General features: G+C 72.0%; 15 protein-coding genes. 8 read left to right on the top strand and 7 right to left on the bottom strand.

Going from position 1 to position 15723, the window contains the following annotated elements; genetic code table 11:
* Positions 1-177 precede the first annotated feature (177 nt).
* Entirely contained in the window at positions 178-1221 is a 1044-nt protein-coding gene (locus STRCI_RS28480) for a 3-isopropylmalate dehydrogenase (protein WP_269661821.1), read from the bottom strand.
* Between the two features lie 142 nt (positions 1222-1363).
* On the opposite strand from STRCI_RS28480, the gene STRCI_RS28475 reads away from it, so the two are divergent.
* Positions 1364-2926 (top strand): purple acid phosphatase family protein, encoded by a 1563-nt coding sequence (locus STRCI_RS28475; protein WP_269661820.1) that lies wholly within the window; start codon positions 1364-1366, stop codon positions 2924-2926.
* Between the two features lie 49 nt (positions 2927-2975).
* Here STRCI_RS28475 and STRCI_RS28470 read toward each other — a convergent pair whose 3' ends face one another.
* From STRCI_RS28470 to STRCI_RS28460, 3 genes are all read right to left on the bottom strand, one after another.
* Complete coding sequence (locus STRCI_RS28470; protein WP_015657642.1) at positions 2976-3104, bottom strand: hypothetical protein; 129 nt, start codon at positions 3102-3104, stop codon at positions 2976-2978.
* A gap of 260 nt (positions 3105-3364) precedes the next feature.
* The gene (locus tag STRCI_RS28465; RefSeq protein WP_269661819.1) at positions 3365-3907 is read right to left on the bottom strand and encodes a GNAT family N-acetyltransferase; all 543 of its coding nucleotides are present in this window, start codon (positions 3905-3907) and stop codon (positions 3365-3367) included.
* 10 nt (positions 3908-3917) lie between these two features.
* Entirely contained in the window at positions 3918-4334 is a 417-nt protein-coding gene (locus STRCI_RS28460) for a hypothetical protein (RefSeq protein ID WP_269661818.1), read from the bottom strand.
* A gap of 83 nt (positions 4335-4417) precedes the next feature.
* Here STRCI_RS28460 and STRCI_RS28455 point away from each other — a divergent pair, with 83 nt between their 5' ends.
* Complete coding sequence (locus tag STRCI_RS28455; protein ID WP_269661817.1) at positions 4418-4624, top strand: DUF5988 family protein; 207 nt, start codon at positions 4418-4420, stop codon at positions 4622-4624.
* A gap of 63 nt (positions 4625-4687) precedes the next feature.
* Here the strand turns inward: STRCI_RS28455 and pruA are convergent, their stop codons facing one another.
* Together pruA and STRCI_RS28445 are read right to left on the bottom strand one after the other, a co-directional pair.
* The gene (gene pruA / locus STRCI_RS28450; RefSeq protein ID WP_269661816.1) at positions 4688-6319 is read right to left on the bottom strand and encodes an L-glutamate gamma-semialdehyde dehydrogenase; all 1632 of its coding nucleotides are present in this window, start codon (positions 6317-6319) and stop codon (positions 4688-4690) included.
* A gap of 39 nt (positions 6320-6358) precedes the next feature.
* On the bottom strand, positions 6359-7285 hold the full coding sequence (locus STRCI_RS28445) for a proline dehydrogenase family protein (RefSeq protein ID WP_269661815.1): 927 nt from the start codon (positions 7283-7285) through the stop codon (positions 6359-6361).
* Positions 7286-7428: 143 nt separating this feature from the next.
* Here STRCI_RS28445 and STRCI_RS28440 point away from each other — a divergent pair, with 143 nt between their 5' ends.
* The 5 genes from STRCI_RS28440 to STRCI_RS28420 all read left to right on the top strand — a co-directional run bounded on the left by STRCI_RS28440 (position 7429) and on the right by STRCI_RS28420 (position 13556).
* Positions 7429-8634 carry a PucR family transcriptional regulator gene (locus STRCI_RS28440; RefSeq protein ID WP_418953385.1) on the top strand — a complete coding sequence of 402 codons (1206 nt, stop codon included), beginning with the start codon at positions 7429-7431 and terminating at the stop codon, positions 8632-8634.
* Positions 8635-8733: 99 nt separating this feature from the next.
* Positions 8734-10218: an ABC transporter substrate-binding protein gene (locus STRCI_RS28435; protein ID WP_269661813.1), complete on the top strand. Its 1485-nt coding sequence runs from the start codon at positions 8734-8736 to the stop codon at positions 10216-10218.
* Positions 10215-11957 (top strand): ABC transporter permease subunit, encoded by a 1743-nt coding sequence (locus tag STRCI_RS28430; protein ID WP_269661812.1) that lies wholly within the window; start codon positions 10215-10217, stop codon positions 11955-11957. The genes STRCI_RS28435 and STRCI_RS28430 overlap by 4 nt, the downstream gene beginning before the upstream one ends.
* Positions 11926-12846 carry an ABC transporter ATP-binding protein gene (locus STRCI_RS28425; RefSeq protein WP_269661811.1) on the top strand — a complete coding sequence of 307 codons (921 nt, stop codon included), beginning with the start codon at positions 11926-11928 and terminating at the stop codon, positions 12844-12846. The genes STRCI_RS28430 and STRCI_RS28425 overlap by 32 nt, the downstream gene beginning before the upstream one ends.
* Positions 12843-13556: an ATP-binding cassette domain-containing protein gene (locus STRCI_RS28420; protein ID WP_269661810.1), complete on the top strand. Its 714-nt coding sequence runs from the start codon at positions 12843-12845 to the stop codon at positions 13554-13556. The genes STRCI_RS28425 and STRCI_RS28420 overlap by 4 nt, the downstream gene beginning before the upstream one ends.
* Here the strand turns inward: STRCI_RS28420 and STRCI_RS28415 are convergent.
* A complete protein-coding gene (locus STRCI_RS28415) occupies positions 13510-14094 on the bottom strand; it encodes a TetR/AcrR family transcriptional regulator (protein ID WP_269661809.1) in 585 nt (194 codons plus the stop codon). The genes STRCI_RS28420 and STRCI_RS28415 overlap by 47 nt on opposite strands.
* A gap of 97 nt (positions 14095-14191) precedes the next feature.
* On the opposite strand from STRCI_RS28415, the gene STRCI_RS28410 reads away from it, so the two are divergent.
* A complete protein-coding gene (locus STRCI_RS28410; RefSeq protein WP_269661808.1) occupies positions 14192-15712 on the top strand; it encodes an MFS transporter in 1521 nt (506 codons plus the stop codon).
* Positions 15713-15723: the final 11 nt, after the last annotated feature.

Here is a 15723-nt window from a genome sequence, read left to right as displayed (position 1 = left end):
GTGCTAGGACGTCCGAGCATTCCCTCATACCGCGGCTCCGCGTTCGATTATCGCTCGCGGTGTACCGCGGAAGAAAACGGCGTGAATGCTGCCCAGGGGAAGATGGTCGCACCCGGCGGCGGACATGGGGAAGCCGCCGGGCGCGGGGACCCGGCGGCTCGAAGAAGCGCGGCGGGGTCAGCCGGCTACGCGTACGGCGAGCGCGTCGCCGATCTCCGCGGTGGAGCGGGCGGGCTTGCCGGTGCGCTCGGCGAGGTCGACGGCGACCGCCTCGTCGATCCGGGCGGCCTCGGCGTCGTAGCCGAGGTGACGCAGCAGGAGGGCGACGGACAGGACCGTGGCGGTGGGGTCGGCCTTGCCCTGGCCGGCGATGTCGGGCGCGGAACCGTGGACCGGCTCGAACATCGAGGGGAACTCACCGCTGGGGTTGATGTTCCCGGAGGCCGCGACGCCGATGCCGCCGGAGACGGCCGCGGCGAGGTCGGTGATGATGTCGCCGAAGAGGTTGTCGGTGACGATGACGTCGAACCGCTCGGGCTGGGTGACCAGGTAGATGGTCGCCGCGTCGACGTGCATGTACTCGGTGGTGACGTCGGGGAACTCCGCGGCCACCTGGTTGAAGATGTTGGTCCACAGGTGACCGGCGAAGGCCAGCACGTTGTTCTTGTGGATCAGCGCGAGCTTCTTGCGCGGCCGGGCCTGGGCGCGGGCGAAGGCGTCCCGGACGACCCGCTCCACACCGAAGGCGGTGTTGACGGAGACCTCTGTGGCGACCTCGTGCGGGGTGCCCTTGCGGATGGTGCCGCCGTTGCCGGTGTACGGGCCCTCGGTGCCCTCACGGACCACGACGAAGTCGATCGACGGCTCGCCCGCCAGCGGGGTGGCGACACCCGGAAGGAGCTTCGACGGACGCAGGTTGACGTGGTGGTCGAAGAGGAAGCGGAGCTTGAGCAGGAAGCCGCGCTCCAGGACGCCGGACGGGACCGAGGGGTCACCGATCGCGCCGAGCAGGATGGCGTCGTGCTGCTTCAGCGCCTCGGTGTCGGCGTCGGTGAGGGTCTCACCGGTGGCGTGGTAGCGCTTGGCGCCGAAGTCGTACTCCTTGGTCTCCAGCTTCACATCCTGCGGTAGGACGGCGGAGAGCACCTTCAGGCCTTCGGCCACGACCTCCTGGCCGATGCCGTCACCCGGGATCACTGCGAGATTGATGCTGCGAGACATGTCGGCACCCTACTCCTCGTCCCATGGAATGACATGCGTTGTCCGCGATACGGACAAGGCGAGCCGCGGCAACCCCATCGTGTCGGTTGTCGTTCACCCGTACGTATGACGGGTGTTGGGGAGCGCTGGGAACTTCTCCAGCATGGACCTCCCCGACGTCGGTATCCCGCCGCGGCTCGCGCGCCGGATGAGCATGGCCGAGCAGTACGAGTACCTGCGCACCAGGCTGACCCGGCGCCGTGCGCTGGTGACGGCGGGCGCGGTGGCGGGCGGGCTGCTCACCGGCTGCTCGGGATCGGGCACGACGACGTCGACGCCGTCCGCCCGGGCCTCCGCCACCTCCAAGGTGCCGGGTTCGGCGGTCACGCCGTTCGGCCGCCATCTCGCCTTCGGCGCCGATCCGCGGACCCAGATGCGGATCTCCTGGCAGGTCCCGGCCGCGGTGAAGAAGCCGTACGTCCGGATCGGGGCGCGGCCGGACGAGCTGGGCCGCAAGGTGGAGGCCGAGATCCGCGACCTGCACACGCCGGGGGTGGAGGGGGTGCGCCTCGCGCTGGAGCAGTACTACGTGCACGCGGCGCTGGACGATCTGCTGCCGGGCACGACGTACTACTACGGCGTGGGCCACGACGGCTTCGACCCCGCCTCGGCCCCGCACCGCGCGACCGTGGCCTCCTTCCGCACAGCCCCGGCCAACCCCGAGTCCTTCGTCTTCACGGCCTTCGGCGACCAGGGCGTCAGCGACGCCGCGGAGGCGAGCGACGATCTGCTGCTGCGTCAGGACCCCGCCTTCCATCTGCACGCCGGTGACATCTGCTATGCCAACGTCAACGGCCGGGGCACCGAGTCGGACGGCTACGACCCCGGCTTCTGGGACCTGTTCATGAAGCAGAACGAGCAGGTCGCGATGACGGTGCCGTGGATGGTGACGACCGGCAACCACGACATGGAGGCCTGGTACTCACCGGACGGCTACGGCGGCCAGCTCGCCCGCTTCAGCCTCCCGGAGAGCGGCTTCGACCCGTGGACGGCGCCCGGGGTCTACTCCTTCGTCTACGGCAACGTCGGCTTCGTGGCGCTGGACGCCAATGACGTGTCGTACGAGATCCCCGCGAACCTCGGGTACAGCGAGGGGCGGCAGACGAAGTGGCTGGACGGGCGGCTGCGTGAGCTGCGGGCGGCGAAGGGGGTCGACTTCCTCGTCGTCTTCTTCCACCACTGCGCCTACTCGACGTCCACGCACGCCTCGGACGGCGGGGTGCGCGCCGAGTGGCTGCCGCTGTTCGCCGAGCACCAGGTGGATCTGGTGATCAACGGCCACAACCATGTCTACGAGCGGACCGACGCCATCAAGAACGGCGAGGTGGGCCGCCCGGTGCCGATCGGCGGCGCGACGGACCCGTCCCGGGACGGCACGGTGTACGTCACGGCCGGCGGGGGCGGCAAGGATCTGTACGGCTTCCCGGCGGGCGTGGCGGAGAGCTACGAGGGCCGGGTGAAGGACCGCGAGTCGGTGGACACCTTCCAGTGGACCAAGTCCCGTACCGCCAAGAAGGAGACGGTCGAGTGGTCCCGGGTGCGGTACCGGGGCTTCTCGCTCCTCAAGGTGGAGGCGTCGAGCGGCGCCCGGCCCCGGCTGAAGGTGTCGGCGCTGGCCCACGACGGCAGGCGCGTCGACCATTTCGAGGTGCGGCGCGGGGCATGAGTCCCGCGCCGCACCTCCGCGGGTGCGGCTCCCGGCGGTTCTGGTCGGCTCAGTGGCCGGTGGCGCCGCCGTTGTCACGGCGGTCGAGGGCGCGCTGGAGGGCGGCTGCGGCGTTCTTGCGGTCGGACTCGCTCGTGCGGGAGAGATGACGGACTCGGCGGGCGGTCGTCTCGGCCATGGGGAATCGACTCCTTCGAATTCCTGGAGTGCGGAAGGGGGTTACGAGACGCCGGTTGGGCGGGGAGCGGTGCCGCAGGGGTTGCCTGCACGGGCCCGGCTCACGACCGCCATTCGCTTGATCGAGCGAGACGTTCGGCTTCTACAAAGTTAAGGGAGGGTGGCGTTTCTGTCTCCACAATTACTCGGACTTCCTACTATCTGAGACGGCGAAGTACGTCTCACCCCGCCGACCTGGGCTTTTACCCATCCCCCTGTGCGTTACAGCACGTCACCGTCGCGCCAGTCGAAGACCAGCTCCCGCTCCGGGTCGAGCGGTCCGGCGAGCGCGGGCCGGACGAAGGTGCTGCCCTCCTCGTCCGGCAGATGGACGACACCGTCCGGGCCGAGCCCGCAGATCCGCCCGGGCCACACCTGCCAGCCCCGCGAGGCGTACAGCGCGGCCCCCTCGTCGCTCGCGGACAGCATGCCCGCGTCGTAGGCCCGATCGACGACCCGCTCCAGCTCCGCCATCACCCGCCCGCCGAGCCCGGTACGGCGCGCGTCGGCCCGTACGGCGACGGCCTCCACGTATCCGACCCGCAGCCAGCGCTCACGGTGCCGGACCCGCCGCATGACGACCGAGCCGTGCGCGACGAGCCGCCCGTTGCCGTCGTCCACCAGGGTGTGCATGCCACCGAGGCAGTGCTCCCAGTCCTCCTCGCCGAGGTCTCCGTCGAAGGCGTCGTCCAACAGGGCGCGTACGGCCGTGAGTTCGGAGGGGGCGAGGTCGGAGGTGTGGGCGGTGCGGAGGAGGAAGGTCATACGGCCAGTATCAACGGCCCTGCCCCGGAGCCGCGGTGAGTGTCACCGCCCGGAGGTACGCCCCCGAGGAGCGGGTCAGCGCGACGCCCGCGCGGTCGACGCCTGCCAACGCCCGCTCCACCTCGTCCTGTTCATGGCCGAAGAGGTCGACGTCCGCCCACCCGACCGGGGCGGCACCGGACCCCAGCCGGTCGAGCTTCAGCCAGTCCAGCCGCCGCTCCCGATCGGGGGCCCCGCAGACCAGCAGCTCGACGCCCTCATGGGCGGCCCAGAAGCTCCACGCCGCCCCGCACACCCAGGTCTCGCGGACGTCGGCGAGCGTGGACACCGTCCACCGCGCCTCCCGCTCACTCATACCGAAGAGCAGCCGCCCGGCCCCGCGCGGCAGGATCAGGCCCTGACCGGGGAGGAGTTCGTAGCCGTACACAGGGATGAAGGCTAGTTGGCCCACACGACTGATCCGCCCCGGTGGCCCGGGACTACCGTGAAGGTGAGGGGAACGGTGAGGTCATGAACGACACGGCGAAGGTGTTCCTCGAAGGCGGGCCGGACGATCTGGCCGACCGGATCGTCCCGGTCCCGGCTCCCGGGGACGATGTGAAGATCGAGCTCCGCAATGGCTACGAACACTTCCGGCAGACCACACGCCGGGCGGACACGCCGCAGGGCAGTCTCCCGGTGTTCGAGTGGTGGGAGCGGACGGAGATGCCCGGTTAGCCGGACGGGAAGGGGGAGGGGCCGGGCGAAATCGCCCGGCCCCTCCCCCTTCCCGTCAGAACATCAGCCCATGTGCGGGTAGGCGTAGTCCGTCGGCGCGACCAGCGTCTCCTTGATGGCGCGGGTCAGCGTCCAGCGCATCAGGTTCTGCGGGGCACCGGCCTTGTCGTTGGTGCCGGAGGCCCGGCCGCCGCCGAAGGGCTGCTGGCCGACGACGGCACCGGTCGACTTGTCGTTGATGTAGAAGTTGCCGGCCGCGTAGCGCAGCTTCTCCATCGTGTACGCCGCCGCCGCACGGTCACCGGAGATGACCGAGCCGGTCAGGGCGTAGTCCGAGACCGACTCCATCTGGGTCAGCATCTCGTCGTACGCCTCGTCCTCGTAGACGTGCACGGCGAGGACCGGGCCGAAGTACTCGGTCGTGAAGACCTCGTTCTCCGGGTCGGCGCACTCGATGACGGTCGGGCGGACGAAGTAGCCGACCGAGTCGTCGTAGGAGCCGCCCGCGACGATCGTGCAGGACGGGTCGGACTTGGCGCGGTCGATGGCGGCCTTGTTCTTGGCGAAGGCACGCTCGTCGATGACGGCGCCGATGAAGTTGGAGAGGTCCGTGACGTCGCCCATGGTCAGGTAGTCGACCTCGGCGGCGAACTCCTCCTTGAAGCCGGAGTTCCAGATCGACGCCGGGATGTAGGCCCGGGAGGTCGCGCTGCACTTCTGGCCCTGGTACTCGAAGGCGCCGCGGGTCAGCGCGGTCTTCAGCACCGCGCGGTCGGCGCTCGGGTGGGCGACGACGAAGTCCTTGCCGCCGGTCTCGCCGACCAGACGCGGGTAGGAGCGGTACTTCTCGATGTTGGTGCCGACCGTCTTCCACAGGTACTGGAAGGTCTTGGTGGAACCGGTGAAGTGGATGCCCGCGAGGTCCCGGTGCTCAAGGGCGACCTTGGAGACCTCGATGCCGTCGCCGGTGACGAGGTTGATGACGCCCTTGGGCAGCCCGGCCTCCTCCAGCAGCTGCATCAGCAGCACGGCGGCGTGGGTCTGGGTCGGGGACGGCTTCCACACCACGACGTTGCCCATCAGGGCCGGGGCGGTGGGCAGGTTGCCCGCGATGGCCGTGAAGTTGAACGGCGTGATCGCGTAGACGAAGCCCTCCAGCGGGCGGTGGTCCAGACGGTTCCACACGCCCGGGGAGTTGGCCGGGGGCTGCTCGGCCAGGATCCGGCGGGCGTAGGCGACGTTGAAGCGCCAGAAGTCGACCAGCTCGCAGGGGGTGTCGATCTCGGCCTGCTGGGCGGTCTTGGACTGGCCGAGCATGGTGGAGGCGGCCAGCGTCTCGCGCCAGGGGCCGGCCAGCAGCTCGGCGGCGCGCAGGATGATCGCCGCGCGGTCGTCGAAGGACATCGCGCGCCAGGCCGGGGCGGCGGCGAGGGCCGCGTCGATGGCGTCCTGGGCGTCCGCCTGGGTGGCGTTGCGGTAGGTGCCGAGCACGGCCTTGTGGTTGTGCGGCTGCACGACCTGGACGGTCTCGCCGCCGCCCATCCGCCGCTCGCCGCCGATCGTCATCGGCAGCTCGATCGGGTTCTCGGCCAGCTCCTTGAGCTTGACCTCAAGACGGGCGCGCTCGGGCGAGCCGGGGGCGTAGCCGTGCACCGGCTCGTTGACGGGGGTGGGGACCTGGGTCACAGCGTCCATGAGATCCGTAACTCCTTGTACGTGAGCGGGTGTTTCGGGCTAGCCCTTGGTGATCATCGAGCGGACGAAGAAGCGCAGGTTCGCCGGCTTCTCCGCCAGCCGTCGCATGAAGTAGCCGTACCAGTCGGTGCCGTAGGCCGTGTAGACGCGCATGCGGTGGCCCTCGGCGGCGAGGCGCAGGTGTTCCTCGCCGCGGATGCCGTACAGCATCTGGAACTCGTACTCGTCGAGCTTTCGCCCGGCGCGTGCGGCCAGTTCCTGGGCGATGGAGATCAGACGCGGGTCGTGGGACCCGATCATCGGGTACCCGGAGCCCTCCATGAGGATGCGCATGATCCGGACATACGCCTTGTCGATCTCGGCCTTGTCCTGATAGGCGACCGAGGCGGGCTCCTTGTAGGCGCCCTTGACGATGCGGACGCGGCTGCCGTCCTGGGCGAGGCGGCGGGCGTCCGCCTCGGTGCGGAAGAGGTAGGCCTGGATGACGCAGCCGGTCTGCGGGAAGTCCTTCCGCAGCTCCTCGTGGATGGCGAACATCGAGTCGAGGGTGGTGTGGTCCTCGGCGTCCAGGGTGACCGTGGTGCCGATGGCGGCGGCGGCCTCGACGACCGGGCGGACGTTGGCGAGGGCCAGCTCGTGGCCGCCCTCCAGCGCCTGGCCGAACATCGACAGCTTCACCGACATCTCGGCGCGTGTGCCGAGCTCCAGGCCCTTGAGCCGGTCGATCAGCTCCAGATAGGCGTCCCGGGCGGCCTCGGCCTGCTCGGGGGTGGTGATGTCCTCGCCGACCACGTCCATGGTCAGCTCCAGGCCCCGGTCCGTGAGGCTCTCGATGATCGGGACGATCTCGTCCACGGTCTCGCCCGGGATGAAGCGGTCCACGACCTGCTTGGTGACCGGGGCCGCCGAGACCAGACGTCGCATCCGGTCGCTGCGCGACGCGGCGAGAATCACGGGACCCAGCACGGGGCACCTCCACAAACCATCAGAAACTGGCCGTAACCCCACGCTTGGGGCAACAGCACGGAGAACCACCGTGAAACCTAAGGATCCCTCCGATCGTGGGCCATCGACAGGTGTCACGCATCCGTGCCGCAGATCTCATACAGATGTATGAGGGACCTCAGAAAGTGCGGGAGAATGCCCGAGTGACGTCGGAATTCAGGGGTGACTACCAGGAGCTGGTCGACGAGATCTCGGAGCTGCTGGGCGTCCCCGCGACGCTGGAGAACCGCGACTTCGAGCTGATCGCCTTCGGCGCGTACGACAGCGAGGACGAGCTGGACGCCTCGGCGCTCGACCCCGTGCGCACCCGCTCGATCCTGACCCGCCGCTCCACCGCCGCCGTCCGCGCCTGGTTCGAGGGCTTCGGCATCACCCGGGCGAGCGCCCCGGTCCGGATCCCGCCGACCCCCGAGGCCGGTGTCTACCGCGGCCGCATCTGCCTGCCGGTACGCCATCGGGGTGTCGTCCTCGGCTACGTCTGGCTCCTGGACGACGACCCGGGCCCCACCGACGCCCAGCTGACCGCCGCGATGGCGGTCACCGCCCGCATCGGCGACCTGCTCGCCGACGAGGCCCAGCACGGTGCCGACCTCACCCGGGAACTGCGGGCCGTCCTCACCGCCGAGCGCGGCTGGCAGAGCGACATGGCCGTCGCCGAACTCCGCACCGCCCTGGGCTCGCGCGCCGACTCCCTGCACACGGTGGTCTGCGTGGCCCCCTGGCCCTCGGCCGACCCCGACGACGCCCCGTCGGTGCGCACGGTGCCGGGCGCGACGGCCCTGTGCACGGTGCCGTGGGGTGCGACGGCCCACTCGCTGGCGCTGCTGATCCGGCTGCGCTCCCCCGAGGTGCTGACCCCGGCGACCTCCGCGGCCGGGCGGCTGCTGGAGCGCGCGGGCGGCGGCGGGGCGGGGATCGCGGCCGCCCGGGCCGGGCTGGTGGAGCTGGGCCCGGCCTGGCGGGAGGCGTCCGCCGCGGCGCGCGCGGTGCTGGCCGAGCCCCGGCTCGGGCCCGTCGCGGAGTGGTCCCGCATCGGGCCGTACCGCCTGCTGACCGCGCTGCCCGCGGAGGCGGCGCAGGACGCGACGGTGACCCCGCTGCTCGCCCCGGCCCACCGTGAACTCGCCCGTACCGCCGAGGTCTACCTCGACTGCGCGGGCCAGGCCGCGCGCACCGCCGCCGAGCTCGGCATCCACCGGCAGACCCTCTACTACCGCCTCTCCCGGGTCGAGCAGTTGACGGGCCTCGACCTGGACGACGGGGAGGACCGGCTGCTACTGCACATGGCGCTGAAGGGGGCGCGGCTGTAGCCCCGAAAGGCACCCGACAGAGGTTTCTGAAAACGATTATCATCATGCTACGGTCGTCGCACGCTCAACCTTTGACCACCCCTTTACCCGGAGTGTGCCGTGCGCGTCCCCGCCCGTCTGCTGTCCCTCACCGCGGTCACCGCCGCCGCCGCGCTGCTCACCGGCTGCTTCGCCGGCACCGGGAGCACCGGCTCCGGCACGGGCGAGCGGATCCGGCTCGCGATGATGCAGCCGCCGCGCTCGGGCCTGTCCCCGCTCTCCGACGACGCGTTCAAGCTCTCGCGCTGGTCGACGGCGGAGACCCTGGTGAAGCTGGACGCGCGGGGCGACGCCCGGCCCGCGCTGGCCACCGAGTGGCGGCGCTCCGGCCGGACCTGGACCTTCGCGATACGCAAGGGCGTGACCTTCCACGACGGCACCGAATTCGACGCCGAAGCGGTCGTACGGTCCCTCAGGGCCGCCGCCGACGCCTCCCCCGAGCCCCGCATCCTGGACGGCGTCGAGCTGACCGCGCGGGCCGACGGGGACCGGGTCGTGGTCACCACCGCCACCGAGGATCCTTTGGTCCCGCAACGGCTCAGCTCCCCGCAGCTCTCGGTCCTCGCCGCGCGGGCGTACCGCGGGAAGACGGTGAACCCCGTCGGCGCCGGCACCGGCCCCTTCGAGCTGACGAAGGTGAACGGCACCGCCTCCGCCGCCCTGGACCGGTACGACGACTACTGGGGCGAGCGGGCCAAGGCCCCCGGCATCGACGTCACGTTCGTGCCCGACGGCACCGCCCGCGCCGCCGCCCTGCGCAGCGGCGAGGCCGACATCGTCGAGGCCGTACCGGTGTCGCAGGCGGCCCTGCTGGACGAGGAGCGGATCACCGAGGTCCCGATGCCGCGGACCAACACCCTGTACCTCAACACCTCCGGCGGCCCGTTCGCCAAGGCCGCCCTGCGTGCCGCCGCCCGTGAGGCGATCGACACCGGGTCGATCGTGGCAGGCGTGTACGAGGGGCGCGCCGATGCCGCCGAGGGCCTGCTCGGGCCGGCGCTGCCCTGGGCCGCCGAACTGCGCACCGACGTACGGCGGCCGACGGCGACGAAGGCGAAGGGGGAGACCATCACCCTCGGCACCTTCACCGACCGCGCCGAGCTTCCCGAGGTCGCCGCCACGCTGCAACAGCAACTCCAGCAGGCCGGGTTCGAGGTACGGCTGGAGATCCGCGAGTACGCGAACATCGAATCCGACGCGCTGGCGGGCGAGTTCGACGCCTTCCTCCTCTCCCGGGCCACCGTCCTCGACTGCGGCGACCCGGCCGCGTATCTGTACAGCGACTTCGCCTCGGACGGCTCCTTCAACCTCTCCCGGCTCGCCGACTCCTCGGTCGACGAGGCGCTCACGAAGGCGGGCGGGACCGCGACCGGTGCGGCCCGCCGCAAGGCCGTCGTCGCCGCCGAGGCCGCCGTGCTGGCGACCGATGCCGCGATCCCGCTGCTGCACGAGCGGGTCGTCCAGGGCGACGCCGAGCGGGTCGTCGGCGCCGCGCACGACCCGCGCGAGCGTGAGCTGGTCACGGCGGACACCTACGTCAGGTGAGGCCGACCGCCGCCGGGGTGACCCGGACCCTGTGTCTGGTCGCGGTGCTGGCCGCCGTGGGCCTGCTGCCCTGGCTCTCCGGCCGGGACCCCGCGCTCACCGTCCTGCGCGCCCGGTCCGCCGAGCGGGAACCGACGCGGGAGGCCCTCGACGCCGTACGAGCGGATCTCGGGCTCGACACCGGGCCCCTTTCGCTGCTGGGGAGTTGGGCCGCGGGGCTGGTGCGCGGGGATCTCGGGACGTCGTGGGTGTCGGGCGGCGAGGTGCTGCCGTCGGTCACCGCCGGACTCCAGGTCTCGCTGGGGCTGATGGCCGCCGCCCTGGGGGTCGCGGTGCCGCTGGCCGCCGCGCTGGTCGCGCCGGTGCTGGTCCGGGGCCGCGGGTCGGCCGGGGCGGGGGCCGCGATGCTGGCCGCGGTGCCCGAATTCCTGCTGGCCACGGTCGCGTTGCTGGTGTGCGGGGTGTGGCTGGGATGGCTGCCGACCTCGGGCTGGGCCGGTCCCGGGTACCTGGTGCTGCCCGCGCTCGCCCTCGGTGTCCCGGCGGGCGGTCTGCTCGGCCGGCTGGTCGCGGACGCGCTGCCCGGTGTACTGGACGAGCGGTGGGTGGAGCTTTGGCGGGGCGCCGGGGTGAGCCGGGCGTTCGTCGCGGGCGCCGCGCTCCGACGCGTACTGCCGCCGCTGGTACCCCAGTTCGGGATGGCCGCCGTGGGACTCACGGGTGGCGCGGTGGCCGTGGAGACGGTGTTCGCGGTGCCGGGCATCGGCCGTACCGCGCTGGGGGCGGCGAAGTCGCAGGACCTGCCGCTGCTCCAGGGGGCGGTGCTGGCCCTGCTGGCGCTGGGCCTGGTGACGGGTGCCGTGGCCGCCCGGCTGCGGCGTCGGCTGCTCGGGCCCGCGCTGCGGGACGCCGGGCTCGATCTGCCGGCCGCTCGACCGGTCCGCACGCATCCGGCGGTGCCGTTGACGCTGTTCACGGTCCTCGCGGGGGTGATCGGCTGGGGCCTGGCGCGGGACCCGTACACGGTTCGCACGGCCGCGCGGCTGGCCGCGCCGTCCTGGGCGCATCCGCTCGGCACGGACGGGCTCGGCCGAGACGTCCTCGCCCGGCTGGGACACGGGGCCGCGCCGACGGTCGGCACCGCGGCCGCCGTCTGTCTGCTGAGTCTGCTGGTGGGGCTCGCGCTGGGCTTTCTCCCCGGGGTCGCGGCGGGCGCCGCCGACATCGCGAACGCGCTCCCGCCGGTGATCGTCGGCATCCTGGTCGCGGCCGCCGCCGGACCCGGCACCGGCGGCGCGGCCCTCGCCGTCGCGCTGATCTCCTGGCCCCCGCCGGCCGCCCACGCGGCGGCGCTGGTGCAGGAGGTACGGGCGTCGGCGTTCCTCACCGCCCAGCGGGCCATCGGCGCGACCCCCTGGTGGATCCTCACCCGGCATGTGCTGCCGTCGGTGGCCGCGCCGGTCGCCCGGCACGCCCTGCTCCGGCTGCCCGGCATGGCCCTCGCCCTCGCCGCCCTGGGCTTCCTGGGCCTGGGCGCACAGCCGCCCGCCCCCGAGTGGGGTCTGCTGCTCGACGAGTCGCGCGCCTACATCGAACGCGCGCCGTGGGCCGCCCTCGCCCCGGCCGTGGCGCTGGCCCTGCTGGCGGGGCTGGCGGTGTCGGGGGCCGCGTACGCACAGGGCCGGAAGGCCGGGAAGGAGGCCCCTGTTGGGGTCCGAGCCGCTGCTCTCGGTGCGTGATCTGCGGATCGCCTTCGCTGGGGTGGAGGTGGTGCGCGGACTGTCCTTCGACGTCCTTCCGGGCGAAGTCCTCGCGATCGTCGGCGAGTCGGGTGCGGGCAAGTCCCTCACCGCCCGAGCGCTCCTCGGCATGCTGCCGCGCGCCGCGGCCATGACGGGGACCGTACGGCCGGATCTCTCGGCCGCGCGCGGCCGTCGGATCGCGCTTGTCCCGCAGGACGCCCTGTCCGCCCTCTCCCCCGTGCATCCCGTGGGCGACCAACTCGCGGCGGCCGTGCGGTCGGTGGCGCGCGTGTCGCGCTCGGCGGCGAGGGCGAGGGCGGTGGCGGCGCTCGAAGGGGTGGGCATCCCCGACGCCGCGCGCCGGGCGCGCTCGTATCCGCACGAGTTCTCCGGCGGCATGCGGCAGCGCGCGGTCATCGCCATGGCCACGATCAACTCGCCGGACGTCCTGGTCGCGGACGAGCCCACCACGGCCCTGGACGAGGAGCGCCGGGACCAGGTGCTGCGGGTCCTCGCCGAGCGGCGCGAGTCCGTCGGGGCGGCGCTGGTACTGGTCACGCATGAGCTGGACGTCGTGCGCGAGCACGCGGACCGCGCGCTGGTCCTGTACGCCGGGCGCCTGGCCGAACTCGGCCCGGCGCGGCGGGTACTGGAGCGTCCGCTGGCTCCCTACACGGCGGGCCTGCTGGCCTCTCTGCCGCAGCACGTCGACGGGCGCCGTCTGCCCACCTTCCCCGGCACTCCCCCGGCGCCCGGCGCGCTCCCGCCGGGCTGCGCCTTCGCCCCGCGCTGCCCGCTCGCCACGGACATCTGCCGGGAGCGCGAGCCGGAACCGCGGCACACGGACGGCCGACTGGTCGCCTGCCACCACGGGGAGGACAGGTGACCACCCCCCTTCTCGACGTCCGTGACCTCGTCGTCCGCTACGGCACGGTGACCGCCGTGGACCGGGTCTCCTTCTCCCTGCGACCGGGCGAGACCCTCGCCCTGAACGGCCCCAGCGGCTGCGGAAAGTCCTCCACCGCACTCGCCGTACTCCGGCTGCGGCGCCCGGACAGCGGCGAAGTCCGCTTCGAGGGACGGGAGTTGACCACCCTCACCGACCGCGAGCTGCGCCCGCTCCGCCCTCGTATGCAGCCCGTCTTCCAGGACCCTTACGGCTCCCTCAGCCCCCGGCAGCGCGTCCGCGAGGCGGTGGCGGAACCGCTGAAGGTCCAGGGCCGCTGGACGGCCGCCGGGGGTCCCGCCCGGGTCGCCGAACTCCTCGACCGGGTCGGCCTGGACCCGTCGTATGCGAACCGCTGGCCGCACGAGCTCTCTGGCGGCCAGTGCCAACGCGTCGGCATCGCCCGCGCGTTGGCGTCGGAGCCCCGGCTGCTGGTGCTCGACGAGCCGGTGTCCGCGCTCGATCCGTCGGTCCGGGCGGGCGTGCTGAACCTGCTCGCCGACCTCCGGGACGACCTCGGTCTCGGCTGTCTGTTCATCTGCCACGACCGGGCGGTCGTACGGCACTTCGCGGACCGGGTGGTGGAGCTGCGGGACGGACGGGTCAGCTCCGAGTGGCGGCCTCGATCACCTGGCTCAGGCCCTCGGTGAGCGCCTCGGCGTCGGGCGCGTGCTCGGGGTCGAAGTTCCACTGGGCGATGAGGCCCGTCATCAGGGTCGTGTAGAACCTGCCGAGCGTGTCCAGGGTCCGGTCCGGGACGTCCTCCTCCGGGACCCCCGTGAACAGCGCGACGAGGGCGCGCTCGGCGTCCCGCTGCTGCCGCGCCAGATGATCGCGCACGGCGGGCAGCTGGTCGCCCATGGTCACGATCTCCATGCTCAGGCGCCACATCGAACCGGGCCCCCGCATGGTGCCGATGATGTTCGCCCACACTTCCCGGAAGCGCTCCATCGAGCCGGGTGCGGCCGCGATGCCACCGCCCCCCTGTCCGTCGAAGGCGTCGGAGAGCTCACCGACCAGCGCCAGATACGCCTCGGCCAGCAACGCGTCCTTCGAGCCGTAGTGGTAGCCGATCGACGCCAGGTTGGTCCCCGACTCCTTGACGATGTCGCGCGCGGTCGTCCGCGCGAAGCCCTTCGCCAGCAGGCAGCGCTTGGCGCCTTCGAGCAGATCCTCACGGTGTCCCATGGCGCCCACCCTATCGCGCGTTCATACAGCCGTCCCATACAAACGTATTACACGGTCGTTCTAGACATACGTTTAAGACGCGCGTACATTCACCGTCATGACGACGAACACGACCCCGCCCACCCGGGCCGGCCGCCGCGAATGGACCGCCCTCGGCGTGCTGATGCTCCCGCTGCTCCTGGTCTCGATGGATGTCTCGGTCCTCTACTTCGCCATCCCGGCGATCAGCGCGGACCTGGAGCCGAGCGGCACCCAGCAGCTGTGGATCTTCGACATCTACGCCTTCGTCCTGGCCGGACTGCTGATGACGATGGGCTCGCTCGGCGACCGCGTCGGACACCGCCGGCTGCTGCTGATCGGCGCCGCCGCCTTCGGCACCGCCTCCCTGGTCGCGGCGTACGCGAACAGCGCCGAGACCCTCATCGCGGCCCGCGCGGTCCTCGGCATCGGCGGCGCGACCCTGATGCCGTCGACCATGGCCATGCTCCGCACGATGTTCACCGACCCCGGCCAGCGCGCGAAGGCGATCGGCCTGTGGTCCGGGGTGATGACGGCCGGAATCGCGCTCGGTTCGGTGCTGAGCGGGGTCCTGGTCGAGTACTTCTGGTGGGGCTCGGTCTTCCTGGTCAACCTGCCCGCGATGGCCCTGCTCCTGCTCCTCGGCCCGCTCCTGCTCCCCGAGTCCAGGAACCCCGAGCCCGGCCGCTTCGACCTGCTGAGCATCCCGCTCTCCCTGGCCGCCGTCCTGCCCGTGATCTACGGCCTGAAGGAGATCCCCTCCGAGGGGTGGAACGTCCGCTACGTCGTCTCGATCACCGTCGGCCTGCTGTTCGCTGCCCTCTTCGTGCACCGTCAGCGCACGGCGGCGGCACCGATGATCTCCCCCGCCCTGTTCCGCGGCCGGGGCTTCGCCCCCTCGGTCGCCCTGAACCTGGTCTCGGCGTTCGGGATCATGGGCTCGGCGTACTTCACCACCCAGTACCTGCAATCGGTGCTCGACAAGAGCGCGCTGGAGGCGGCCCTGTGGGCGCTGCTGCCGTCGGTGCCGATCGGCGCGGCGGCACCGGTTGCGACCCAGCTGGTGCAGAAGGGAGTCGAGCGGGCCCATGTGGTCACCGCGGGCTTCCTGATCGCCGCGTCGGGCTACGGGCTGCTGGCGTTCGCCGGTACGGACTCGATGTGGCTGGTGCTGACCGCGTGCGCGGTGCTCGCGGTCGGCGGTGTCGTGGTGATGTCCCAGATCATGGACCTGGCGATGGGCACGGCCCCGGTGGAGCGCGCGGGCTCGGCGTCCTCACTGATGGAGACCGGCGGGGAGTTCGGCGGGGCGCTGGGCATGGCGCTGCTCGGCTCCATCGGTACGGCGGTCTACCGCCACGAGATGCCGTCCTCGGCCCCGGAACCGGCTCACGAGACGCTGGGCGGGGCGCTGGCGGTGGCCGATCAGGTCCCGGGACTCGCGACGGTCGCACGGGAAGCCTTCACCAGCGGGATGCAGGGGGCGGCCATCGCGGGGGCGGTGGTGCTGGTGGGGGCGGCGGTGCTCGCGGCGATGAGCCTGCCCCGGGTGAAGCAGAACGCCGGACAGGCTGATCGGCTCAGCCCGTCCGGCGTCTGAGAAGTGACTCG

It is taken from the genome of Streptomyces cinnabarinus (assembly GCF_027270315.1).
In the GTDB taxonomy this organism is placed as follows: domain Bacteria; phylum Actinomycetota; class Actinomycetes; order Streptomycetales; family Streptomycetaceae; genus Streptomyces; species Streptomyces cinnabarinus.
Note: the sequence above shows the minus strand (reverse complement) of the source record. Positions and strands in the feature narration are given on the sequence as shown.